Here is a 22,256-nt window from a genome sequence, read left to right as displayed (position 1 = left end):
CCATTGGACATGTCGGTCAGAGGGCCCAGGGCATGGTGGTCAGAGTATCCGGGCGATCCTCTTGACCGCTTCGGTGAGCAGAGGTCGGGGGAGTGCGAAGTTGAAGCGGATATGTCCGGCCCCGACCTGTCCGCAGAGTCGGCCCTCGGTCACGGCCACCTCGGCGCGGGATCGGATGTGATCGGACAGGTTCGACTCCAGTCCATAGCCGCGCAGATCCAGCCAGGCCAGATAAGTGCCTTCCGGTTCGATATAGGCGGCACCCGGCAGCAGTGACCCGACGAGATCGGTGAAGTGGTCGCGGTTGCCTTTGAGGTAGCCGGTGACTTCGCTCAGCCAGTCATTCGCATGCGTGTAGGCGGCGGTGGTGGCGAGTATCCCCGGGTTCGACGCGGCTCCGGAGACGAACTGTCCCTTCTTCGCCCAGACCTCACGGTCGCTGGGGGAGGTGAGGATGAGCTGGGCACATTTGAGGCCGGGGATGTTGAAGGCCTTCGACGCGGCTGTCGCTGTGGCGGTGTGAGCGGCGGTCGCCTCGGTGAGAGTGGCATAGGGAATGTGCCGCGCGGGGGCATAGACGACCGGTGCATGGATCTCATCGGAGAACACCCGGGCACCGGCCTTCTCCACGACGTCGGCGAGGGCCAGCAGCTCGGCCTCGGTGCAGACCTTGCCGATCGGATTGTGCGGATTGCACAGGACGAACGTGGCTCCGGGGGTCAGAGCGGAGGCGATGGCATCGAGGTCGAATGACCAGCCGGATTCCGACCGCAGCATCGGAACTTCGATGAGCTCGCGGCCTGTCACTCGCGCGACATCGAAGAACGGCATATAGGCCGGTGTCGGCAGCACGATCGGAGTGTCGGGTGGTGTGAGGTGGGTGAGGACGCCGAGGAACGCAGCCAGCACATCACTGGCCGGTTCGATGTGACCGACGGGGATCCGCCAGCCGTAGTGCTCGGAGCAGAAGCTCGAGGTCGCTGTTCTCAGGTCGGCGGTCAGGTCGGCGGGAGCGTAGCCGTAGAGGTCGCGATCGTCGATGGTCTGCAGCGACTGCCGCACCGCGGGAGCCACCCCGAAGTCCATCTCGGCGATGAAGGCGCCGATGGAGCCGGGGAAGGACGACCACTTGCGGCCGCCCTTCGCGATAAGGGACTCCTCGGTGATGGCATCGAAATCGGACATCTCTGTGCTCCTTTTCGGGGACTGCGTCGGGTGCGGTTCTCACGCTAGCAGTCGGGGCGGCCGAGGTGCGCTCCATTCGTCGTCAGGGGACATGGGAACGGTGCGCCGCCTCGGCGAAGATGGGATTGTAAGGGACTTCACGCTCAGAAGCGAACACCGTGTGGAAGATTCTTTCTCCGTAGTGTAGGGTTGATGATTGGTCTGTTCTCATTCAACTCACCCTTTTTCAGATGTGGGCGGCTTCTGCCATCCACTTCTTTTATGTGGTGACGAGGACTGCAGACCGAGGGGTCACCGGCATTGAGTCGGTGATACACGATTACGTCGAACGCGAAGGTTTCGCGGGAATACGAGGTTAGCGAACGATATGGCCAAAAAAGAAGGGGTCATTGAGATCGAAGGCACCGTTGTCGAGGCTCTGCCGAACGCATCGTTTCGGGTTGAGCTGAGCAACGGGCACAAGGTGCTCGCACATATCTCCGGAAAGATGCGTCAGCACTATATCCGCATCCTTCCCGAGGACCGGGTCATTGTGGAGCTGTCTCCATACGATCTCTCGCGCGGACGAATCGTTTACCGCTACAAGTAAGGATCTTCGATCATTCGCGTCCTGTCCGGCCGGGCAGGGACCGAAAGAAGGAAAAACGATGAAGGTTAAGCCCAGCGTCAAGAAGATCTGCGAGAACTGCCAGATTACCCGCCGTCACGGCCGGGTCATCGTCATCTGCTCCAACCCGCGCCACAAGCAGCGCCAGGGCTGAGCAGCTCGTTTCGAGCAGATCGAGGCTCCACAGCGGAGCCTCAGCAGCACCACACCCGCGCAAACCTCGCCATCTGCGTTCGGAGCCATGAGAAGTGAGAGCTTCCGGGGAACGGACACAGGACGATACCTCCGGTCGGGGGCCGGAGACCTTGGGAGACCGAGGACAGGTTTGCATCAGCACCTCCGAAACAACAACAGGAGACAGTACCCATGGCACGACTTGCCGGAGTCGACATCCCGCGTGAAAAGCGCGTGGAAGTCGCCTTGACTTACATCTATGGTGTGGGCCGCACCCGTGCGCGCCAGACCCTGACCGAAACGGGAATCAGCCCTGATACCCGTGTGAAGGACTTGAGCGACGCAGAGCTCGTCCAGCTGCGTGACTACATCGAGGGCACATTCCAGGTTGAGGGTGACCTCCGTCGTGAGGTGGCCGCCGATATCCGCCGCAAGGTCGAAATCGGAAGCTATGAAGGCCTGCGTCACCGCCGCGGTCTGCCGGTTCGCGGTCAGCGGACCAAGACGAATGCGCGTACCCGCAAGGGACCGAAGCGCACCGTGGCCGGTAAGAAGAAGTAACACGCTCACTCGGTTGGCTGAGGCCAACCACCTCGATCAGGAGTAGGACATATGCCTCCCAAGTCACGCGCCGCTACAGTGCGCAAGCCTCGCCGCAAGCTGAAGAAGAATATCGTTGCCGGCCAGGCCCACATCAAATCAACCTTCAACAACACCATCGTGTCGATCACTGATCCGACCGGTGCTGTCATCTCCTGGGCCTCCTCAGGTGAGATCGGCTTCAAGGGTTCGCGCAAGTCGACCCCGTACGCCGCTCAGATGGCTGCTGAATCGGCTGCTCGCCGGGCGCAGGAACACGGCCTGAAGAAGGTCGACGTGTTCGTCAAGGGGCCGGGCTCGGGCCGCGAGACCGCCATCCGTTCGCTGCAGGCCGCCGGCCTGGAACTGGGAACCATCCAGGATGTCACTCCCGTTCCGTTCAACGGCTGCCGTCCCCCCAAGCGCCGCCGCGGCTGATCCTTCCGTGGAACTGCAACGGATGACGGGTGAGATCCCGACATCGGTCGCAGAACGGATTCCCAGATAACCCGAACCGTTCTTCATGGCCTTTGTGGCCATGACGTGCAGTGCGAACGTCATATAGCGGATGTTCGCTGAAAGGAAGCCCACGTGCTCATTGCACAGCGCCCAACGCTCACGGAAGAAGTCGTCTCCGATAACCGCTCACGGTTCGCCATCGAACCGCTCGAGCCCGGATTCGGCTACACCCTCGGCAACTCGCTTCGCCGGACCCTGCTGTCCTCGATCCCTGGTGCCGCCGTCACGTCCATCCGGATCGACGGAGTGCTCCACGAGTTCAGCACCGTGCCGGGAGTCAAAGAGGATGTCACAGAATTCATCCTCAACCTGAAGTCCCTGGTCGTATCGTCCGAATTCGACGAACCGGTCGTCGCCTACCTGCGCAAGCAGGGACCTGGCACCGTGACCGCTGCCGATGTCTCTGCTCCTGCCGGGGTCGAGATCCACAATCCGGACCTGCACATCGCCACACTGAATGGTGAGGGTCGTCTGGACATGGAACTGACCATCGAACGTGGACGCGGATACGTTTCGAGCGCTCAGAACAAGAACGCGGATGCAGAGATCGGCCGGATTCCGGTCGATTCGATCTACTCTCCGGTTCTCAAGGTCACCTACAAGGTCGAAGCCACGCGTGTCGAACAGCGCACCGACTTCGATCGTCTGGTCCTCGACGTCGAAACCAAGCCCTCGATGACCCCGCGCGATGCCATCGCATCTGCGGGCAAGACCCTGGTCGAACTCTTCGGCCTGGCTCGAGAGCTCAACGTCGAAGCTGAAGGCATCGAGATCGGACCCTCGCCTGTGGACGCGGCACTCGCCGCCGACCTGGCGCTGGCGATCGAAGATCTCGACCTGACCGTGCGCTCCTACAACTGCCTCAAGCGCGAAGGCATCCACACCGTCGGCGAACTCGTTGCTCGCAGCGAAGCCGACCTGATGGATATCCGCAACTTTGGTTCGAAGTCGATCGACGAGGTCAAGGCGAAGCTCAACGAGCTCGGCCTGAGCCTCAAGGACAGTCCTGCCGGGTTCGAAGCCGGTCTCGTTGATGAGGACCAGTCCTACGTCGAAGACGAACAGTACTGATTAAGACCTAGGAGTAACTGACAATGCCAACCCCAACCAAGGGTCCCCGCCTCGGCGGTTCGCCCACACACGAGCGCATGATGCTCAACAACCTGGCAGCCCAGCTGTTCGAGCACAAGCAGATCAAGACGACTGTGACGAAGGCCAAGCGCCTGCGTCCGGTTGCCGAGCGCATGATCACGAACGCCAAGAAGGGTGACCTGGCCGCACGTCGTCGCGTGCTCGGCCAGATCTCCGACAAGTCGATCGTGCACGAGCTCTTCACCTCGATCGCCGAAACGATGGCCGAGCGTCCCGGTGGATACACCCGTATCACCAAGATCGGCCCCCGTCCCGGCGACAACGCCCCGATGGCCGTCATCGAACTGGTCCTCGAGCCCTACTCGCCGAAGCAGGCAACCGTGAAGGAAGCCGAACAGGCCACCGCCGCTGCCGCTCCGGCAGAAGAGGCACCGGCTGAGGCTGAGGTCGTCGACGAGGCTCCGGCCGAAGACGCCGCAGTCGAGGCAGAGTCAGCCGAGGCTGACGCCGAGACCGCTGAAGAGTCCTCCGAGGCTGCCGAGGAGAAGTAAGCTCCTCGACCGACTCACGGCTCGGATCTCCGCAGCCGTGAGTCACACACTTCAGGCGGGCACCGACACAGGTGCCCGCCTGAAGTGTATTCACCGCTGGCGCGGGGACCGACAAGGACCTGCAGGCCGCCTCGGTGGGGTCAGTTTTCACGCACCTGTCCGACCACCTCGGCGTGAATGATTGCTCTTCGTTCCAATTATCGGTTTCGATTCAGATGATTGGAACGAAGAGCGATTACTCCGGTGCGCAACCTGAGGTTCTCAACGCAATGTGATGTCACCGCATGAGTGACCGGCGCCCCGTCTGATCGGGCAGGCGTCTGCAGACGTGCCGCGATCCGTTCAGTGCGCCGACGGTAAGTAAGCCATGGGCCAAACTGACGTCTCGATATGACGAAGGCCAGAACACCGTCGTGTCCCGGCCTTCGGTCAGTTCGCGTCGACTCTCACATCACGAGTCTGTTCTCACTTCACGCGGGAGAGTTCCACGGATTCGTCGAACTCGATGTCAGAGGCCTCATCGTGCTTGTAGGTGAAGCGACTGACGACCACGGCGACGATGAGGTTGACGATGAAGCCGGGAATGATCTCGTAGATCGAATCCGTCATCGGGGTGCTCACCTGGCCCCAGACGAAGGCCACGACCGCGCCGGAGAGCAGACCGAACAGGGCGCCCCAGTTGCTCAGACGCTTCCAGAACAGAGTGAGCAGGACGATCGGCCCGAAGGAGGCGCCGAAGCCTGCCCACGCGAAGGCGACGAGGTCGAGGATGCTGTTCGATGGTGAGATCGCGAGGACGACCGCGATGACGGCGACGACGAGCACGCCGAGGCGGCCGAGCAGTACGTAGGTCTTGTCCTGCAGCGTCCTCGTGGATCCGGTGCTCAGGGCGACGATCTTGAACAGATCCTCGATGAGCGCTGACGACGTGACGACGAGCTGCGAGGAGATCGTCGACATGATGGCTGCCAGCACCGCAGCCAAGACGAGGCCGGCGATGAACGGGTGGAAGAGGATCTGCGCGAGGTCGAGGAAGACGGTTTCGGCGTCTGCGGGTTCCATATCCGCGTGCTGAGAGAAGTAGGAGATGCCGACGATGGCGGTGGCGACGGCACCGAGCGCCGAGATCGCCATCCAGCCGACGCCGATGCGCCGAGCGACGGTGGCATCGGCGGGAGTGCGCAGGGCCATGAAGCGCACGATGATGTGCGGCTGGCCGAAGTAGCCCAGTCCCCAGGCCAGGGCGGACACGATCGACGCGATCGTCGCGAAGGTCCAGAATTCGTCTGAGCCGAAGAGGCTGAGCAGACCGGGATCGATTTCGGTGACGTTGTTGACTACCGTCGTCGGCCCGCCGGCGTTGATGACGGCGACGATCGGCACAGCCACCAGAGCAGCGAACATCAGCAGACCCTGGGCGACATCCGTGAGAGTCGCGCCGAGGAATCCGCCGAAGAGGGTGTAGATCATCGTGATCGCGGCGACGAGGAGCATTCCACCGAGGTAGTTGAGTCCGAAGCTCGACTCGAAGAATTTGCCGGCCGCCACCATGCCCGACGAGACGTAGAAGGTGAAGAAGACCAGAATGATGATGCCGCAGACGATGCGCAGCAGTCGTGTCCGGTCTTTGAGCCGCTGTTCGAAGAAGCTGGGGATCGTGATCGAGTCGCCGGCCTTCTCCGTGAACGCACGCAGCCGAGGCGCGACGATCTTCCAGTTGACCCAGGCGCCGACGGTCAGGCCGATAGCGATCCAGGCTTCGATGAGCCCGGAGACGTAGATGGCGCCGGGCAGACCCATGAGCAGCCACCCCGACATATCGGAGGCGCCGGCGCTCAGCGCGGCAACGCTGGGTCGCAGTCCACGTCCCGCGAGCATGTAGTCGTCGAGGTTGTTCTTCGTCTTGCGGTAGGCAAACCAGCCGATGGCCAGCATGCCGATGAAGTAGAGGACGATCGCGATCGTGCGGAAAGTGGTTTCCGACATTTGAGCTCAGCTCCTTCGATAGGCCGAGCCGACCTTACAGGACAAGAGGTCGCAGGTGTGAATTTCCTGTGCACCTCCTTGTTGCGAGAGTACACAGCGACACTGCAGGAGCGGCAGGCTCAGTCGAAGACGACGGTGCGATGGCCGTCCATGAGCACGCGGCCTTCGGCATGCCAAGCGACGGCCCGAGCGAGCACGGCCGCTTCGACGTCCTGACCGTGCCGGACGAAATCGGCGATCGCCTGATTGTGATCGACGCGGGCCACATCCTGTTCGATGATCGGCCCCTCGTCGAGGTCACTGGTGACGTAGTGGGCAGTCGCGCCGATGATCTTCACGCCTCGGGCATGCGCCTGATGGTAGGGCTTCGCGCCCTTGAAGCTCGGCAGGAACGAATGGTGGATATTGATGACCCGGCCCTCGAGGCGGGCGCAGAGGTCGGAGGAGAGGATCTGCATGTATCGGGCCAAGACGATGAGTTCGACCTCGAGGTCATCGACGAGAGTCGAGAGCCTCGCCTCGGCGTCGGCCTTCGTCTCCCGGGTGATCGGAATATGGTGGAAATCGTGGCCGTGGAATTCGGCGAGCGGACGCAGATCGGCATGGTTGCCGGCGATGCCGACGATGTCGATGGGCAGCTGACCGGCCGAATGCCGGAACAGCAGAGTGTTGAGGCAGTGCGCGGCCTTGGACACCATGATCAGGGTGCGGGTCTTCTTCTCCACCGGTTGCAGGCTCACAGTCATCGCGAACCGGGGAGCCACCTCGGCGAGTGCCTCTTCCACGGTCTGGGCCGTGGTCTCTGCAGGCGTCGAGAACTGCAGGCGCAGGAAGAACTGACGAGAATCGGGGGAGGAGAACTGCTGGGATTCGGTGATGTTGCCGCCCAGGCCCGCGAGCACCCCGGTCACGGCGTGGACGATGCCGGTCGAATCGGGGCAGGTGACTCTCAGGATCCATTCGCAGCTCATGGACTCGATCCTAATCGGTGGCTGCGCTCAACGCCCACTCCGAGTCGGCATCCGGATGGCGGTCGCGGCCCCGGAAGCAGGCGGCGTCGCTGTTAGCATGGTGCCGGGTGACGGCCGCGGTTTGCGCGCTGCCTCGCTCCCATCATCGGATGCCACAGGAGAGTACTCATGACCGAAAACTCGATGCAGGCTTCGCTTGCCGACATCGACCCGCAGATTGCCGAAGTCCTCGACCTCGAGCTGGGCCGCCAGCGGTCGACGCTCGAGATGATCGCCTCGGAGAATTTCGTCCCGCGCGCCGTGCTGGAAGCACAGGGGTCGGTGCTGACGAACAAGTATGCCGAGGGGTATCCCGGCAAGCGCTACTACGGCGGCTGCGAATACGTCGACGTCGCGGAGAACCTCGCCATCGACCGCGCCAAGAGCCTCTTCGGCGCCGACTACGCGAACGTCCAGCCCCATTCCGGTGCCTCGGCCAACGCCGCTGTCATGCACGCTCTGGCCCGTCAGGGTGACAAGATGCTCGGGCTGTCCCTGGCCCATGGCGGGCACCTCACCCACGGTATGAAGATCAACTTCTCCGGACGCCTCTACGATGTCGCCTCCTACGAGGTCGACCCCGATACCTACCGCATCGATATGGACAAGGTGCGCGAGAAGGCTCTCGAACACCGCCCCGAGGTCATCGTCGCCGGCTGGTCGGCCTACCCTCGTCAGCTGGACTTCCAGGCCTTCCGCGATATCGCCGACGAAGTCGGGGCGAAGCTGTGGGTCGATATGGCCCACTTCGCCGGACTCGTCGCCGCCGGTCTGCACCCGAACCCGGTGCCGTTCGCCGATGTCGTGTCCTCGACGGTGCACAAGACCATCGGCGGGCCCCGGTCCGGTTTCATCCTCGGCAAGGAGGAGTACGCGAAGAAGCTCAACTCCGCGGTGTTCCCGGGACAGCAGGGTGGACCGCTCATGCATGTCATCGCCGCGAAAGCCGTGGCGTTCAAGCTCGCGGCCTCTGCCGAGTTCAAGGAACGTCAGGAACGCACCGTGCGCGGTGCTCAGATCCTGGCTGAGCGCCTGCTGGCCTCCGACGTCGCTGACGCCGGAGCCACCGTGCTCACCGGCGGCACCGATGTCCACCTCGTGCTCGTCGACCTGCGCAACTCCGCCCTCGACGGACAGCAGGCCGAAGATCTTCTGCACTCGGTCGGCATCACCGTCAACCGCAATGCCGTGCCCTTCGACCCGCGTCCGCCGATGGTCACCTCGGGGCTGCGCATCGGCACCCCGGCACTGGCCACCCGCGGATTCGGCGACAACGAATTCACCGAGGTCGCTGACGTCATCGCCGAGGCGCTCAAGCCCGGTGCCGACGTCGAGGCACTCGCCTCACGCGTGAAGAAGCTGAGCGACGACTTCCCCCTCTACGAAGGACTGGAGCAGTACTGATGGGTGCACAGATCCTCGACGGCAGAGCCTGCGCGAAGCAGATCAAGGCTGAACTCACCGAGGCGGTGGCGACCCTGGCAGAATCCGGAATCGTTCCGGGCCTCGGCACAGTGCTGGTGGGGGAGGACCCCGGTTCGAAGTGGTACGTCGCGGGCAAACACCGTGACTGTGCCGAGGTCGGAATCAGTTCGATCCGCCGCGACTTGCCCGAGTCGGTAAGCCAGGAAGAGCTGCTGGCGGTCATCGACGAGCTCAACAAAGATGACGCATGCACTGGCTACATCGTGCAGCTTCCGCTGCCGGACCATATCGACACGGACACGATCCTCGAAGCCATCGATCCGGCTAAGGACGCCGACGGCCTGCATCCGACCAACCTCGGCCGACTCGTGCTCAACGTGAACTCGGAGATCACCACTCCGCTGCCGTGCACTCCGCGCGGTGTCATCGAGCTGATCACCCGCAACGGCATCGATCTGGCCGGCAAGCATGTCGTGGTCATCGGTCGCGGGGTCACCGTGGGCCGGTCCATCGGTGCACTGCTGACTCGGCGTGAGCACAATGCGACCGTGACCCTGACGCACACCGGTACGCGCAATCTTGATGAGCTGTTGGCTCAGGCCGATGTCATCGTCGCGGCCGCCGGGGCGGCTCGCATCGTGAAGGCGGAGGCGGTCAAACCCGGAGCGATCGTCCTCGACGTGGGAGTCTCGCGTGAGACGGACCCGGAGACGGGGAAGTCGAAGATCGTCGGAGACGTGGATCCGGCGGTCGCCGAGGTGGCGTCCTGGGTCTCACCGAACCCCGGAGGCGTCGGACCGATGACTCGAGCCCTGCTGCTCAAGAATGTCGTCGACACCGCCCAACGCTCAGCCAACTGACCCCTATTACTACCTGACGGCGGCCCAGCAACCTCGCGCGAGGTTGCTGGGCCGCCGTCAGGTAGTTCTGGGAGGGTGGGCGGTGCCGGGTGCTCAGTCCTCGGGGAACTTGAGCTCGAAGAAGACGCGCGGGTTGCCCGGGCCGGCATAGTCCTCGATGAGCTCTCCGCTGAAGCCCATGGACGAGTGGAACGAGATCGCACCCGAGGACTCCGGCATCGTCGTCGCCTGAACCGAGGAGGCACCGAGCTGACGGGAATGGTCGATGAAGTGCTGGTAGAGATGACGGCCGATTCCCTGGTGACGGAAATCCGACCGCGCTGCCACCAGGTGGATGTAGGCAGGACCATCATGGGGAATGACGCCGAGCAGGTATCCGACGATCTCCGAACGGTAGCGGGCGACGAGCCCCGAGGTGACGAACTGACGGAACCAGTAGGCATCATGGTCACCGCTGAGATCGCGGTCTCCCCAGAAGTTGGCTTGGGCGTCGAGCAGGAATTCGCGCATCTCGCGGGCGTCGACCTCATCGAGCGGACTGATGCTCAGCTGCTCGGTGTCGATAGTTTCGTCAACGGCCATTGCGCCTCCTGATGTGTTCGTACTTACCCTCACTCTATAACGCCCCGTCCCGGAAGAATAGTGCGCTCCATGTCATCATAGATCACATGATTCGGATTGCTTCAGTCAACGTCAACGGAGTCCGCGCAGCATGGCGAAAGGGGATGCCCACCTGGGTCGATGCAGCGAAACCGGACTTCATCACCCTCCAAGAAGTGCGCGCCGCGAACGATATCGCGCACGGTGTCCTTGCCGACACCGGATACACCACGATCAGCCATGATGCCGAGGCGAAGGGCCGCGCCGGCGTCGCCGTGATGGCCCGCACCGAACCCGAGGCGGTGCGCGAAGGACTCGGCGACGACGGTTACTTCTACCGGGCTGGACGCTGGGTGGAGACGGACTTCCGCCTCGGCGACGGATCGCTTCTGACCCTTGTGTCCGCGTACGTCCATTCCGGTGAGGCCGACACCCCCAAACAGGACGACAAGTACCGGTTCCTCGACCGCATGATCGAACGGATGCCGCAGCTGGCGAAGACCGCCGACCATGTGCTCATCACCGGCGACCTCAACGTCTGCCACACCGAACGCGACCTGAAGAACTGGAAAGCCAACCGGAAGAAGTCCGGATTCCTCCCGGAGGAACGAGCCTACTTCGACAAGTTCTTCGGTGAGATCGGCTATGTTGACGTCCACCGCGAACTCAGCGGCGACATCGACGGACCCTACACCTGGTGGTCGATGCGCGGTCAGGCCTTCGACAACGACACAGGATGGCGCATCGACTATCAGATGGCCACTCCGGCCCTGGCCGAAACCGCGGTCAAGGCCACCGTGGACAAAGCCGACAGCTGGGCCGAACGCTGGTCGGACCACGCTCCGCTGGTCATCGACTACGACCTCCCGTCCGTCCAGGCCTGACCGCAGACCGAACGACAGATGAAGAGCCCGGGGCTCAGGACGAAATGTCCTGAGCCCCGGGCTCTTTGCTGTCCTCTCTGCGTTCTGAGACGCAGGCAGCTTCAGAATCTCAACAGCAGCGGGCCTTGGGATTGCGGTCCTGCTCATCGGTGAGATCTCGCCAGAAGGCCTTCTCCTCCATCGCACCCTCACGGGTGCCGTGTCGGCGCTCGTAGGATTCGAGGTAGTGGATATAGGCGTTCTCGCCCATGATCTCCTTGAGGTACCAGTGGAGCCAGGCCCCGCCTCGGCGCAGGGATCCCCACGGATCGCTGGCGATGCGGCTGAGCGGATGTGCGGTGCTCATTCCTTCTGCCTTCCTGCTGCATGCTCGTCCCACTGCGCCTGCAGCTCACGCTCGGGCTTGCGAGCGATGAGACCGGCCGGAGCGAACATCTTCGTCTCGACGAAGGGTTCCTCCGTCGTCGGCAGAGACCCCTTCCTGATGGCCTCGATGGACTTCCAGACTGCCATGACGACGACCATCGCGACAAGAAGCGCGAAGACGATCGACAGGGTGCCCTGAACGAATGTGTTGCGCACGACTGCGCTCATCGCCGCGACGCCCTCGGTATTGCCCATGGAGGTCTCTCCCGCCGCCAGCGCGTCCTTGTATGCGAAGTGCTGAGCCCAGTAGCCGAGCTTCGGGTCGGAGGAGAAGATCTTCTGCCACGAGGCGACCATCGTGACCACCAGATCCCAGACCAGCGGGATGCCGGGGATCCACGCCCATTTGGCCAGACCCATCTTGCACACGATGGCGAAGACGACGGCCAGGGCAATCGCGGCCAACAGCTGGTTCGAGATGCCGAAGAGCGGGAACAGCGTATTGATTCCGCCGAGGGGGTCGGTGACTCCCATAAGCAGGATCGATCCCCAGGCGGCCACCATGATGGCCGTCGTCAGCCACGCACCTGGAGTCCACGAGGGGTCCCGGAACTTCTTCGAGAAGTTGCCGAGCGCATCCGAGAGCATGAAACGGGCCACGCGGGTACCCGCATCGATCGTGGTGAGGATGAACAGGGCCTCGAACATCACGGCGAAGTGGTACCAGAAAGACATCCAGGCCGGCCCGCCGAAGACGTTGTGGAGGATGTGCGCCATTCCCATCGCCAGCGTCGGGGCGCCGCCGGTGCGAGAGACGATGCTCTCCTCACCGACGTCCTTGGCCGCCTGATCGAGGATCTCCGGACTCGTCTCCACCCCGGACATGCCCAAGGAGTTGTTGATGAAGTCCGCTGCGCCCTGCACTGTTCCGCCGGTGAGCGGTTCGGCGGCATTCATCGCGAAGTAGAGGCCCTTGTCGAGGCAGATCGCGGCGACCAGCGCCATGATGGCGACGAAGGACTCCATGAGCATGCCGCCGTAGCCGATGAGGCGAGCCTGCGTCTCCTTCTCGATGAGCTTCGGAGTCGTGCCTGAGGAGATGAGAGCGTGGAAGCCCGACAAAGCTCCACAGGCGATGGTGATGAACAGGAACGGGAACAGGGCACCGGCGAACGCCGGACCGGCCGAGTTGAACGCGAATTCGGTCAGCGCAGGCATCTGCACGGTCGGGTTGACGATGAGGATGCCCACAGCCAGCAGCACGATGGTGCCGATCTTCATGAATGTCGACAGGTAGTCGCGCGGTGCCAGCAGCACCCACACCGGAAGCACGGCGGCGAGGAATCCGTAGATCATCAGGCACCAGGCCAGAGTCACCTTGTCGAGGTGGAAGATCTCGGACCAGAACGGCGAGTTGTGGACCCAACCGCCGGCGATGATCGCGATGACGAGCAGCACGATGCCGATGACCGAGGTCTCGACGACCTTGCCGGGGCGCAGGTAGCGCATGTAGATGCCCATGAACACAGCGATCGGGATGGTCATCGCAATGGAGAAGACGCCCCAGGGACTTTCGGCCAGCGCGTTGATGATGACGACGCCGAGGACCGCGATGAGGATGACCATGATGAGGATGATGCCGATGGAGGCGATGATTCCGCCCGTTCGACCGAGCTCATCGCGAGTCATCTGTCCCAGCGATCGGCCGTTGCGGCGCATGGAGAAGAACAGCACCATATAGTCCTGGACACCGCCGGCGAGCACGACGCCGAAGACGATCCACAGGGTTCCGGGCAGGTAGCCCATCTGGGCTGCGAGGATCGGTCCCACGAGGGGGCCGGCACCGGAGATCGCGGCGAAGTGGTGGCCGAACAGGACCCGGCGGTCGGTCGGCGCGAAATCGCGGCCGTTGTCGTTGAGTTCTGCCGGGGTGGCTCGCTTCGGGTTCGGGCGGCAGATCTTCCATTCGATGAGCTTCGCGTAGAAGCGGAAGCCGATGAGGTAGCTGCCGACGGCTGCGGCGACGAACCAGCTGGCCGACAGCTCTTCACCGCGCACGAACGCGATCATTGACCAGCCCGCGCCGGCGATGAGGGCGATGGCCACCCACAGCACGATCTTCGCCGGTGTCCAGCGTGGCTTCTCGACCACGGCGACCGGCGGAAGGTCGCCCTCGGTCTTGATGTATTCGACCGACATAGTCCTCCTCCTTGAGAGACGACGCATCAGGTCCGTAGGAGATGACGCGTCGGGATTGTTGAGTTCTCAGCATGATCAGACCTTCGCTGGCCGCTGCTCGACAGATGTTCGAGAACTGGGAGACACCTTGGCGAATCATGTGATCTGGTACGAACTATACCGCTGGTCCGCGGCCGAGCGTGATCTCTGACACCAGACCGGACGCCTGAACAGACCCGACAGGGGAGATGGCATCATAGGACTATGACGAACTCTTCACAGCCACGCACTGTCTCAGGTATCCAAGCCACCTCCGATTCCCTTCATCTCGGCAACTACATCGGAGCCCTGCAGCAGTTCGTGACTCACCAGGAGTCGCACGATGCCTTCTACTTCATCGCGAACATGCACGCGATCACCGTCGAGCAGGACCCGGCCGAACTGCGGGAACGCACCCTGCGCACGGCCGCGCAGTTCATCGCCGCCGGTCTCGATCCGGAGAAGTCGACGATCTTCGTCCAGTCCCAGGTGCCCGCCCATCCGCAGCTGTCCTGGGTCCTCGAATGCACCACCTCGATGGGTGAGGCCAGCCGGATGACCCAGTTCAAGGACAAGTCCGCGAAGCAGGAGCATGTGTCCCTGGGGCTGCTCACCTACCCGGCGCTGATGGCCGCCGACATCCTCCTGTACAACCCGCAGCTCGTTCCCGTCGGTGAGGATCAGCGCCAGCACCTCGAGCTGACCCGCAACCTCGCCGAACGCTTCAACTATCGGTTCGGCAAGACCTTCACCGTCCCCGAGGCGCAGATCCTCAAGGCGACCGCGAAGATCTATGACCTGCAGAATCCTGGCGCGAAGATGTCGAAGTCCCAGCCCAGCCCGCAGGGACGCATCGACATCCTCGACGATGCGAAGGCCCTGACGAAGAAGATCAAGTCCGCCGTGACTGACGACGGAACCGAGATCGCCTTCGACCCGGAGAACAAGCCGGGCGTGTCGAATCTGCTGACGATCTATTCCTCCCTGACCTCACGTTCGGTCGACGATATCGTCGCCGAGTACGAAGGGAAGATGTACGGTCACCTCAAGGTCGACCTCGCCGAGGTGGCTGTGGAGACCCTGACACCGGTGCGGGAGCGGACGCTGGAGCTCCTCGAGGACCGGACCCAGCTGCAGGCGATCCTCGATCGCGGGGCGGAGAAGGCCAGCGCCATCGCCGAGGCGACCCTGCGCGAGGTCTATGACAAGATCGGCTTCATCTGATCGTGGCGAAGAAGAAACCCGAAGAGGGGCCGCTCAACCTCACACCGGATATGCTCCACACTGCTGCGCGGGTGGAGGACCGGTTCAACGGCTGGATCCAGAATCGGGCCACAGACCACGCCTATCATCGCACCGTCATCGCCTACGACACCTACGGCGGGACCGGTTGGGTGCGGGTGCTCGGACGCCTGGTGCTCACCCCGAACGGTCAGCCGGCCGCCGATGTCCACGCGAGCATCCGCGGGTGGAAGTCCTTCGTCAGTGTGCCTCTGCCCAATGACACCGCATGGGTGCGCGTGAACGACGAAGAGCATATGGTCACCTCCGATCGCGGAGGCATCATCGACACCGTGATCCCCGGAGACTTCGAGCCGGGGGAGACGGAGATCGAACTGTGGACCGACGGCTCGCTCGTCGACTCTGCCGCTGTGCGCATCATCGGTGAGGACTCGACCTTCGGCATCATCTCCGATATCGACGACACGGTCATGGTCACTTCGCTGCCGCGTCCCTTCCTCGCCGCGTGGAACACCTTCGTCCTCAGCGAGCATGCGAGGTCCCCGGTGGCGGGAATGGCCGTGCTCTATGACCGGATCACCTTCATGCGCCCGGACACTCCAATGGTCTATCTGTCGACGGGGGCGTGGAACTCTGCCTTGACGCTCAAGCGCTTCCTGTCCCGCAACCTCTATCCGATGGGCCCGCTGCTGCTCACCGACTGGGGTCCGACGACGACACGGGTGTTCAGGTCAGGCAAGGAGCACAAACGCAATTCGCTGGAACGTCTGGCCAGGGAGTTCCCGTGGATGAAGTGGCTGCTCATCGGTGACGACGGGCAGAACGACGAGGAGATCTACGGGGAGTTCGTCGAGAATCATCCGAAGAATGTCGCCGCCGTGGCAATCCGACAGCTCACCGTCGGTGAGGCCGTGTGGGCCGGTGGACGGTCGAAGCGCCACGGTCGCGGCCAAGGCGTGCCGTGGATCTACGCCCCTGACGGCGCCGGACTGGCCTCTCGTCTGACGGAACGAGGAATCATCTCGACGATCTGAACGGAACCTCACCGCTACCTGACGGCGGCCCAGCAACCTCGCGCGAGGTTGCTGGGCCGCCGTCAGGTAGCAATTGGTGCTGAGGTGGTCTTTGAGGCGCTCGGTCGGATCAGCCCAGCTGCGCCTGCAGCTGCTGCTTCGCCTCGTCGAACTGAGCAGCGAATGTCTCGACGAGCTCTGCGGTCGTCCGCTGCTGGCCGAGCGCACCGATGCCCTGTCCCGAGCCCCAGATGTCCTTCCAGGCCTTCGAGTCCGAACCCGAAGACGAGCTGAAGTCCATCTTCGTGGGATCGGCGTCGGGCAGATTGTCCGGGTCGAGGCCCGAGGCGACGATGGATCCGCGCAGGTAGTTGCCCTTCACACCGGTGAAGTAGTTCGAGTACACGACGTCGTCGGCGCCGGATTCGACGATCATCGTCCGGTAGTCGTCGACAACATTCGCCTCGGGCGTGGACAGAAAGGCCGAGCCGATGTAGGCGAAGTCGGCACCGGCGGCCAGAGCCGCAAGGATCGAACGGCCGTGGGCGATGGCGCCCGACAGCAGCAGGGGGCCATCGAACCAGGAGCGGATCTCCTGAACCAGGGCGAATGGCGACTGCGCCCCGGCGTGCCCGCCGGCACCGGCGGCCACGGCGATGACGCCGTCGGCGCCCTTCTCGACGGCCTTGTTGGCGAAGCGGTTGTTGATGACGTCGTGGAGGACGACACCGCCGTAGGAGTGGACGGCTTCGTTGACCTCCTCACGGGCACCGAGCGAGGTGATGACGATCGGCACTTGGTGGCGGACCACCTCGGCGAGGTCCTCCTCGAGGCGATTGTTCGACCGGTGGACGATGAGGTTGACTGCGAACGGAGCGGCGGGCTGCTGCGGATTCGCCGCAGTGTGGGCGGCGTTCGACTCGGAGATCTCATCGAGCCAGTCGGTCAGCTGCGAGGCGGGACGGGCGTTCAGCGATGGGAAGGATCCGACGATTCCGGCCTGGCACTGGGCCTTGACCAATTCGGGCCCCGAGGCGATGAACATGGGGGAGCCGACGACGGGCAGACGGAGTTGGGAGCGCAGATCGGTGAAGTTTGTCACGGTGCCTCCTTGCGAAGATGAATGCATACACTCACTCTAACTGAACGATTGTTAAATGCGATACGGAACACATTCTCTTTCGTCTCCTGGCCCGCATTTCGGCTGATCAGACGACGAAAGCGCAGACTCTCCGAGGAGTCTGCGCCTTCGGCAGTGATAAGAAGCTGGATCAGGAATCCGTGAAGTTCGGGTCCCGCTTCTCGACGAAGGCGGCCATGCCCTCGGACTGATCATTCGTGGCCAGGGACGAATGGAAGAGTCGGCGCTCGTAGCGCAGTCCCTGCTCCAGGGTCGTCTCGAATGCGGTGTTCACCGCTTCCTTGACCATCGCCGAGGCGATGCGGGACTTCGACGCGATCGTCTGCGCGATCTCGTTCGCCGTGTCCAGGAGCGCTTCGGGTTCGACGATGCGGGCGACGAGTCCGGAACGTTCGGCCTCCTCGGCGCCCATCATCCGGCCTGTCAGGCACATGTCCATGGCCTTTGCCTTGCCGATGGCGCGGGTCAGTCGCTGCGATCCGCCCATGCCCGGGAGCACGCCGAGGTTGATCTCGGGCTGTCCGAACTTCGCCTTCGTCGACGCGATGAGGATGTCGCCCATCATCGCCAGTTCGCAGCCGCCGCCCAGGGCGTAGCCGCCGACGGCGGTGATGACGGGCTTGCGCACATCGGTCAGCCGGGTCCAACCGGCGAACCAGTCAGCTTTGTATGCGGTCGAGAAGTCGAGGCTCGACATCTCCTTGATATCTGCGCCGGCGGCGAAGGCCTTCTCGCTGCCGGTGATGATGATCGCTTTGATCGAATCGTCTGCGTCGTAGGCCGTCGCGGCATCTGTGATGTCGGTGAGCACCTGCAGATTGAGCGCGTTGAGCGCTTTCGGTCGGTTGATCGTAATGGTGGCGACGCCGTCGGCGACGTCGGTCAGGATGGTTTCGAATTCGCTCATGAGAACACCTTGTCTTCGTGGTCGGTGGTGAGGATGGACTGGACCTGTTCGTCGGAGACCTCGGCCAGCGAGGCGGGACTCCACTGCGGGTTGCGGTCCTTATCGATGACCTGCGCGCGGATACCCTCCTTGAGGTCCGGCAGGCCGGTGAGCGTGACGGCGACCCGGTAGTCCTGTTCGAGGACGTCGGCCAGGTTCATCGATGCGGCGTTCCTGATCGCAGCCAGGGTCACCTTCACCGAGGTGGGGGCCTTCGTGCCGATGAGCTCAGCGGTGGCCTGGGCATCGGGGTTCTCGTGCGCGGCGAGAGCCGCGACGATGGCTTCGGCGTCGTCGCCGGCGTAGCAGGCGTTGATCCAGTCGGCCGCCTCGGCGAGTTCGTTGTCCGGAACATCGGACGAATATCGGCCGATGACCGCGTCGAGGTCCTCGCCATCGGTGAGCTCGGCGATGATATCGGGGATCTGCGCATCAGGGACGAAGTAGTCGGCGAGGCCCAGTGCGATCGCAGCGCCGGCCCCGACGGGCTGCCCGGTCAGCGCAAGGTGGGTGCCGAGCTCTCCGGGGGCGTTGGCCAGCAGGTGGGTGCCGCCGACGTCTGGGAAGAGCCCGATTCCGGTCTCCGGCATTCCGACCTTCGTCGAATCGGTGACGATGCGGTGCGATCCGTGTCCGGAGATGCCGACTCCGCCGCCCATCGTGATGCCGTTCATGATGACGACGTAGGGCTTGGGGAACTCAGAGATTGCGAAGTTCATCTTGTATTCGCGGTTCCAGAATCTCGCGTTCTCGTCGCTGCCGGCCACGATGTCGTTGTACACGGCCTTGATGTCGCCGCCCGCACACAGACCGCGTTCCCCGCGACCGGTGACGAGGACGAGGTTGACCGCTTCGTCGTCGCGCCATGCGTTGAGGGCGTCATCGATGGCACCCACCATGTCCTGGCTGAGCGCATTGATCAGCTTCGGTCGGTTGAGTTCGATTCGGCCGACCCCGTTGTTTACCGAGGTGATGACGGAGGCGTCCGCCTGCTCTGCCGAAGGTTCTGTCATATCAGCCCACTCCTGTGCTCTTGCGCGAGATGATCACGCGCATGATTTCGTTGGTGCCTTCCAGAATCTGGTGGACTCGCAGGTCACGCACCAGCTTCTCAATTCCATACTCTGTCAGATAGCCGTAGCCGCCGTGCAACTGGAGTGCCCTGTTCGCGACATCGAAACCGGTGTCGGTGGCCTTGAGCTTGGCCATGGCCGAGAGCAGAGAGGTGTTCGGATCGCCTGCGTCATAGGCTCCTGCGGCCCGCCACAGCAGGGAGCGAGCACCCTCGAGGTCGGCCTGCATCTGCGCGACCTCGAAGCGAAGAGCCTGGAATCCGGAGAGCTCGGTGCCGAAGGCCTGGCGCTCACCCATATAGGCGATGGCCTTCTCGAGCGCGGCCTGACCGCCGCCGAGCGAGCAGGCGCCGATGTTGAGACGTCCGCCGTCGAGTCCGGACATCGCGATCTTGAAGCCTTGGCCGGGCGCGCCGAGCATGTTCTCCTTCGGAACCCGCACGTTCTCCATGATCACCTGTCGGGTCGGCTGTGCGCGCCAGCCCATCTTCTGCTCATTGGGGCCGAAGCTCAGACCCTCCATACCCTTCTCGAGGATGAAGGCGGAGATTCCACGCGCTCCGTCCTGGCCTGTGCGGGCCATGACGAGGTAGGTATCCGAGGTGCCGGCGCCGGAGATGAACTGTTTGACTCCGTTGAGCACATAGTGGTCGCCGTCCTCACGGGCGGAGGTGCGCAGGGCGGCCGCATCGGAGCCGGCATTGGGCTCGGTCAGGCAGTAGCTGCCGAGGTGCTCCATGGAGACGAGCTTCTCGAGGTACGTCGTCTTCTGCTCGTCGTTGCCGAACTTGTCGATCATCCACGCGACCATGTTGTGGATGGAGATATAGGCGGCGACGGAGGGGCATCCGGTCGACATCGCTTCGAAGATCAGCGCTGCGTCCATCCGGCCCATTCCGGTTCCGCCGGACTCCTCGCTGACGTAGATGCCTCCCATTCCGAGTTCGGCAGACTTCCTGATGACGTCGACGGGGAAGAAGTGTTCGGCATCCCATTGGAGGGCGTGTGGGGCGACTTCGGTATCGGCGAACTCACGCACCATCCCGGCGACGGTCTGCTGTTCGTCGGTGAGACCGAAAGGTAGGGCAGCGGCTGTACTGCGGGACATGATTCCTCCAAGAATCGGACGCTTATTCGGTGATCGACACCACGATACGTCCATATTACTTGGACATCCAACTAATTTCTCGCCGAGGCGGCCCCGATGACCGATGGTCCGTTCGGCGGCCGGCTTCGGTCGGCTCAGGCGCCGGCTTCGAGTCCCGAGCGCAGTGTTTCGAGGTGGGGGAGCAGAGAGTCGAGGTCGATACCGGAGAAATCGGGGGAGGAGAAGACCTCGGCGTTGAGCGCCTTCGTTGCTTGAGCGGCGAGCTCGCGACCGGCATCAGTGAGGTCGACGAGCGTCGTCCGGCGATCATCGGGGTGGCTGCGTCTGGCGACGAGGCCGGCCTTCTCGAGGCGGTCGACAGAGTTCGTCGTCGAGGTCGCATGCACCTGCAGTCGAGCGGAGATCTTCGACATCGGCAGGGTCCCGGCTCGTGTGAAGGATAGGAGAGTGAGCACCTCATAGCGCGAGAACGTCAGCGCGAAGGGCTTGAGGGCGGCATCGACTCGGGCCAGGAACAGCTGGTGGATCCTCATCACTGAGATCACTGTCGTCATTCCATCGGCTGCATCGTCCCATCCGTGGGCCAGCCATTGTCGACGGGACTCTTCGATCGGGTCGAACCCCGTACTTGTATTCTCTTCTGCCGCCATTGTCGACAGTGTAGTGAAGTGAGAAGATGGGCGCATGTGCGGTCGACTCAATATGTCTCTCGATCCTGCGGATCTCGCTGATGAGCTGCGGTTGGATGTCGTCTCCTATGACTACGCGCCGCGCTTCAATGTGCCCCCGGGGTCATTCGTGCCGATCGTCGTCGAACGACTCGACGAGGATGGTCAGCTTCATCGCCGTCTCGAAACCGCGTCTTGGGGACTGGTGCCGGCATGGGCGAAAGATCCCAAAATCGGCTTCAAGGCATTCAATGCCCGTTCCGAGACAGTGCTCGAGAAGCCGATGTTTCGGCAGGCCATCCGACGTCGTCGCTGTGCGCTGCCGATTCCGGGCTATTACGAATGGGAGAACACAGAAGACGGCAAGCAGCCATGGATGATGACCGCTGCCGGCGAAGACCCCCTCTTCATGGCGGGACTCTTCGAGTTCTGGAAACAGCCGGATGAGACCTGGTTGGTCTCCACGACGATCCTGACGATGGAGTCCGCGGGGCACCTCAGCGATGTCCACCATCGGATGCCCGTGTTCCTCGGGCGCGACCAGATCAGTGACTGGATCGACCCTGGAGTCCTGACGAATGATGTGCCGGACCTGTTGGCGGCGACACTTGATCAGGTTGATCCCGCCAGCGTCACTCGGCACAAGGTCGGCAAAGCGGTCGGAAACGTCCGCAACGATTCTCCCGAACTCGCCGAACCCGTGGCGTAGGTCTCTCTTAATGCTGTGCGGCGGAGACGTTCGCCCGAGATCTCGGGGTCTTTCGGAGTGGGGGAGTGGGCACGTGCGGAGCGGTTTTGCAGGTGGCCGAAGATGTGTGTATTGTTGTCCAGGTTGCCAGGCCGCAAGGAACGGCAACAGTCGCTCTGATCGGGAACGATACGGGCAAACCGAAGATGAACTTCGAGTTGCGCGGATCAGAACAACCATGTAGAGTAGACATCCGCTGGCACAGCGAGTCTCAAGACGAAAAGTGCAAACAGAAACTGATACCCCCAGTGAACACGCTCGT

General features: G+C 63.0%; 23 protein-coding genes. 12 read left to right on the top strand and 11 right to left on the bottom strand.

The annotated features are described in order from the left end of the window. Positions 1-39: 39 nt before the first annotated feature. Complete coding sequence (locus tag HIM68_RS14905) at positions 40-1,185, bottom strand: MalY/PatB family protein (protein ID WP_172173590.1); 1,146 nt, start codon at positions 1,183-1,185, stop codon at positions 40-42. A 367-nt stretch (positions 1,186-1,552) separates the two neighbouring features. Between HIM68_RS14905 and infA the strand changes: the two genes are divergently transcribed. The 6 genes from infA to rplQ all read left to right on the top strand — a co-directional run bounded on the left by infA (position 1,553) and on the right by rplQ (position 4,707). Then, a complete protein-coding gene (infA, locus tag HIM68_RS14900) occupies positions 1,553-1,774 on the top strand; it encodes a translation initiation factor IF-1 (protein WP_009379245.1) in 222 nt (73 codons plus the stop codon). 58 nt (positions 1,775-1,832) lie between these two features. Then, entirely contained in the window at positions 1,833-1,946 is a 114-nt protein-coding gene (rpmJ, locus tag HIM68_RS14895) for a 50S ribosomal protein L36 (RefSeq protein WP_009884960.1), read from the top strand. A gap of 212 nt (positions 1,947-2,158) precedes the next feature. Next, on the top strand, positions 2,159-2,527 hold the full coding sequence (gene rpsM, locus HIM68_RS14890; protein ID WP_025777905.1) for a 30S ribosomal protein S13: 369 nt from the start codon (positions 2,159-2,161) through the stop codon (positions 2,525-2,527). Positions 2,528-2,578: 51 nt separating this feature from the next. Further along, positions 2,579-2,983, top strand: a complete 405-nt coding sequence (gene rpsK, locus HIM68_RS14885; RefSeq protein ID WP_025777904.1) for a 30S ribosomal protein S11 — start codon at positions 2,579-2,581, stop codon at positions 2,981-2,983. 153 nt (positions 2,984-3,136) lie between these two features. Next, positions 3,137-4,135 (top strand): DNA-directed RNA polymerase subunit alpha, encoded by a 999-nt coding sequence (locus HIM68_RS14880; protein WP_025777903.1) that lies wholly within the window; start codon positions 3,137-3,139, stop codon positions 4,133-4,135. A 23-nt stretch (positions 4,136-4,158) separates the two neighbouring features. Then, positions 4,159-4,707 carry a 50S ribosomal protein L17 gene (gene rplQ / locus HIM68_RS14875; RefSeq protein ID WP_139468543.1) on the top strand — a complete coding sequence of 183 codons (549 nt, stop codon included), beginning with the start codon at positions 4,159-4,161 and terminating at the stop codon, positions 4,705-4,707. A 465-nt stretch (positions 4,708-5,172) separates the two neighbouring features. Here the strand turns inward: rplQ and putP are convergent, their stop codons facing one another. Together putP and purU are read right to left on the bottom strand one after the other, a co-directional pair. After that, complete coding sequence (putP, locus tag HIM68_RS14870) at positions 5,173-6,693, bottom strand: sodium/proline symporter PutP (RefSeq protein ID WP_172173587.1); 1,521 nt, start codon at positions 6,691-6,693, stop codon at positions 5,173-5,175. A gap of 119 nt (positions 6,694-6,812) precedes the next feature. Continuing rightward, positions 6,813-7,664 carry a formyltetrahydrofolate deformylase gene (gene purU, locus HIM68_RS14865; RefSeq protein ID WP_172173584.1) on the bottom strand — a complete coding sequence of 284 codons (852 nt, stop codon included), beginning with the start codon at positions 7,662-7,664 and terminating at the stop codon, positions 6,813-6,815. 168 nt (positions 7,665-7,832) lie between these two features. Between purU and glyA the strand changes: the two genes are divergently transcribed. Both glyA and HIM68_RS14855 read left to right on the top strand, forming a co-directional pair. After that, a complete protein-coding gene (gene glyA / locus HIM68_RS14860) occupies positions 7,833-9,107 on the top strand; it encodes a serine hydroxymethyltransferase (RefSeq protein ID WP_139468540.1) in 1,275 nt (424 codons plus the stop codon). Then, entirely contained in the window at positions 9,107-9,988 is an 882-nt protein-coding gene (locus HIM68_RS14855) for a bifunctional methylenetetrahydrofolate dehydrogenase/methenyltetrahydrofolate cyclohydrolase (protein ID WP_172173581.1), read from the top strand. The genes glyA and HIM68_RS14855 overlap by 1 nt, the downstream gene beginning before the upstream one ends. A 93-nt stretch (positions 9,989-10,081) precedes the next feature. Here HIM68_RS14855 and HIM68_RS14850 read toward each other — a convergent pair whose 3' ends face one another. After that, positions 10,082-10,570 carry a GNAT family N-acetyltransferase gene (locus HIM68_RS14850; RefSeq protein ID WP_139468538.1) on the bottom strand — a complete coding sequence of 163 codons (489 nt, stop codon included), beginning with the start codon at positions 10,568-10,570 and terminating at the stop codon, positions 10,082-10,084. 86 nt (positions 10,571-10,656) lie between these two features. On the opposite strand from HIM68_RS14850, the gene HIM68_RS14845 reads away from it, so the two are divergent. After that, positions 10,657-11,472 (top strand): exodeoxyribonuclease III, encoded by an 816-nt coding sequence (locus HIM68_RS14845; protein ID WP_172173578.1) that lies wholly within the window; start codon positions 10,657-10,659, stop codon positions 11,470-11,472. 109 nt (positions 11,473-11,581) lie between these two features. On the opposite strand, the gene HIM68_RS14840 is transcribed toward HIM68_RS14845, so the two are convergent. Then, positions 11,582-11,818 carry a YbdD/YjiX family protein gene (locus HIM68_RS14840; RefSeq protein ID WP_172173575.1) on the bottom strand — a complete coding sequence of 79 codons (237 nt, stop codon included), beginning with the start codon at positions 11,816-11,818 and terminating at the stop codon, positions 11,582-11,584. After that, the gene (locus HIM68_RS14835; protein ID WP_172173572.1) at positions 11,815-14,037 is read right to left on the bottom strand and encodes a carbon starvation CstA family protein; all 2,223 of its coding nucleotides are present in this window, start codon (positions 14,035-14,037) and stop codon (positions 11,815-11,817) included. Before HIM68_RS14835 ends, HIM68_RS14840 begins: the two co-directional genes overlap by 4 nt. A gap of 243 nt (positions 14,038-14,280) precedes the next feature. On the opposite strand from HIM68_RS14835, the gene trpS reads away from it, so the two are divergent. Beyond that, entirely contained in the window at positions 14,281-15,279 is a 999-nt protein-coding gene (trpS, locus tag HIM68_RS14830) for a tryptophan--tRNA ligase (RefSeq protein WP_172173569.1), read from the top strand. 2 nt (positions 15,280-15,281) lie between these two features. Next, positions 15,282-16,331 carry an App1 family protein gene (locus HIM68_RS14825; RefSeq protein WP_139468533.1) on the top strand — a complete coding sequence of 350 codons (1,050 nt, stop codon included), beginning with the start codon at positions 15,282-15,284 and terminating at the stop codon, positions 16,329-16,331. Between the two features lie 109 nt (positions 16,332-16,440). Here HIM68_RS14825 and HIM68_RS14820 read toward each other — a convergent pair whose 3' ends face one another. The 5 genes from HIM68_RS14820 to HIM68_RS14800 all read right to left on the bottom strand — a co-directional run bounded on the left by HIM68_RS14820 (position 16,441) and on the right by HIM68_RS14800 (position 21,228). Further along, positions 16,441-17,412 carry an NAD(P)H-dependent flavin oxidoreductase gene (locus HIM68_RS14820; protein ID WP_367647557.1) on the bottom strand — a complete coding sequence of 324 codons (972 nt, stop codon included), beginning with the start codon at positions 17,410-17,412 and terminating at the stop codon, positions 16,441-16,443. A 169-nt stretch (positions 17,413-17,581) separates the two neighbouring features. Further along, complete coding sequence (locus HIM68_RS14815; RefSeq protein ID WP_139468531.1) at positions 17,582-18,358, bottom strand: enoyl-CoA hydratase; 777 nt, start codon at positions 18,356-18,358, stop codon at positions 17,582-17,584. Beyond that, positions 18,355-19,410, bottom strand: coding sequence for an enoyl-CoA hydratase/isomerase family protein (locus tag HIM68_RS14810; protein WP_172173563.1), 1,056 nt, complete (start codon positions 19,408-19,410; stop codon positions 18,355-18,357). Before HIM68_RS14810 ends, HIM68_RS14815 begins: the two co-directional genes overlap by 4 nt. A 1-nt stretch (position 19,411) precedes the next feature. Next, positions 19,412-20,578, bottom strand: coding sequence for an acyl-CoA dehydrogenase family protein (locus tag HIM68_RS14805; protein WP_139468529.1), 1,167 nt, complete (start codon positions 20,576-20,578; stop codon positions 19,412-19,414). Positions 20,579-20,712: 134 nt separating this feature from the next. Continuing rightward, positions 20,713-21,228, bottom strand: a complete 516-nt coding sequence (locus tag HIM68_RS14800) for a MarR family winged helix-turn-helix transcriptional regulator (RefSeq protein ID WP_139468528.1) — start codon at positions 21,226-21,228, stop codon at positions 20,713-20,715. Between the two features lie 34 nt (positions 21,229-21,262). Here HIM68_RS14800 and HIM68_RS14795 point away from each other — a divergent pair, with 34 nt between their 5' ends. Then, positions 21,263-21,955: an SOS response-associated peptidase gene (locus HIM68_RS14795; RefSeq protein ID WP_139468527.1), complete on the top strand. Its 693-nt coding sequence runs from the start codon at positions 21,263-21,265 to the stop codon at positions 21,953-21,955. Positions 21,956-22,256: the final 301 nt, after the last annotated feature.

The organism is Brevibacterium sp. CT2-23B (assembly GCF_013168765.1).
Lineage (GTDB): Bacteria > Actinomycetota > Actinomycetes > Actinomycetales > Brevibacteriaceae > Brevibacterium > Brevibacterium sediminis.
This window is presented reverse-complemented; position numbering and strand designations above follow the sequence as displayed.

Coding starts and splice junctions, on each gene's coding strand:
- HIM68_RS14905 (WP_172173590.1), bottom strand. CDS start 1,185: ATGTCCGATTTCGATGCCATCACCGAGGAGTCCCTTATCGCGAAGGGC.
- HIM68_RS14815 (WP_139468531.1), bottom strand. CDS start 18,358: ATGAGCGAATTCGAAACCATCCTGACCGACGTCGCCGACGGCGTCGCC.
- HIM68_RS14840 (WP_172173575.1), bottom strand. CDS start 11,818: ATGAGCACCGCACATCCGCTCAGCCGCATCGCCAGCGATCCGTGGGGA.
- HIM68_RS14800 (WP_139468528.1), bottom strand. CDS start 21,228: ATGGCGGCAGAAGAGAATACAAGTACGGGGTTCGACCCGATCGAAGAG.
- infA (WP_009379245.1), top strand. CDS start 1,553: ATGGCCAAAAAAGAAGGGGTCATTGAGATCGAAGGCACCGTTGTCGAG.
- HIM68_RS14845 (WP_172173578.1), top strand. CDS start 10,657: ATGATTCGGATTGCTTCAGTCAACGTCAACGGAGTCCGCGCAGCATGG.
- HIM68_RS14805 (WP_139468529.1), bottom strand. CDS start 20,578: ATGTCCCGCAGTACAGCCGCTGCCCTACCTTTCGGTCTCACCGACGAA.
- HIM68_RS14855 (WP_172173581.1), top strand. CDS start 9,107: ATGGGTGCACAGATCCTCGACGGCAGAGCCTGCGCGAAGCAGATCAAG.
- HIM68_RS14850 (WP_139468538.1), bottom strand. CDS start 10,570: ATGGCCGTTGACGAAACTATCGACACCGAGCAGCTGAGCATCAGTCCG.
- HIM68_RS14835 (WP_172173572.1), bottom strand. CDS start 14,037: ATGTCGGTCGAATACATCAAGACCGAGGGCGACCTTCCGCCGGTCGCC.
- rpmJ (WP_009884960.1), top strand. CDS start 1,833: ATGAAGGTTAAGCCCAGCGTCAAGAAGATCTGCGAGAACTGCCAGATT.
- rplQ (WP_139468543.1), top strand. CDS start 4,159: ATGCCAACCCCAACCAAGGGTCCCCGCCTCGGCGGTTCGCCCACACAC.
- trpS (WP_172173569.1), top strand. CDS start 14,281: ATGACGAACTCTTCACAGCCACGCACTGTCTCAGGTATCCAAGCCACC.
- putP (WP_172173587.1), bottom strand. CDS start 6,693: ATGTCGGAAACCACTTTCCGCACGATCGCGATCGTCCTCTACTTCATC.
- HIM68_RS14810 (WP_172173563.1), bottom strand. CDS start 19,410: ATGACAGAACCTTCGGCAGAGCAGGCGGACGCCTCCGTCATCACCTCG.
- rpsK (WP_025777904.1), top strand. CDS start 2,579: ATGCCTCCCAAGTCACGCGCCGCTACAGTGCGCAAGCCTCGCCGCAAG.
- HIM68_RS14795 (WP_139468527.1), top strand. CDS start 21,263: ATGTGCGGTCGACTCAATATGTCTCTCGATCCTGCGGATCTCGCTGAT.
- glyA (WP_139468540.1), top strand. CDS start 7,833: ATGACCGAAAACTCGATGCAGGCTTCGCTTGCCGACATCGACCCGCAG.
- rpsM (WP_025777905.1), top strand. CDS start 2,159: ATGGCACGACTTGCCGGAGTCGACATCCCGCGTGAAAAGCGCGTGGAA.
- purU (WP_172173584.1), bottom strand. CDS start 7,664: ATGAGCTGCGAATGGATCCTGAGAGTCACCTGCCCCGATTCGACCGGC.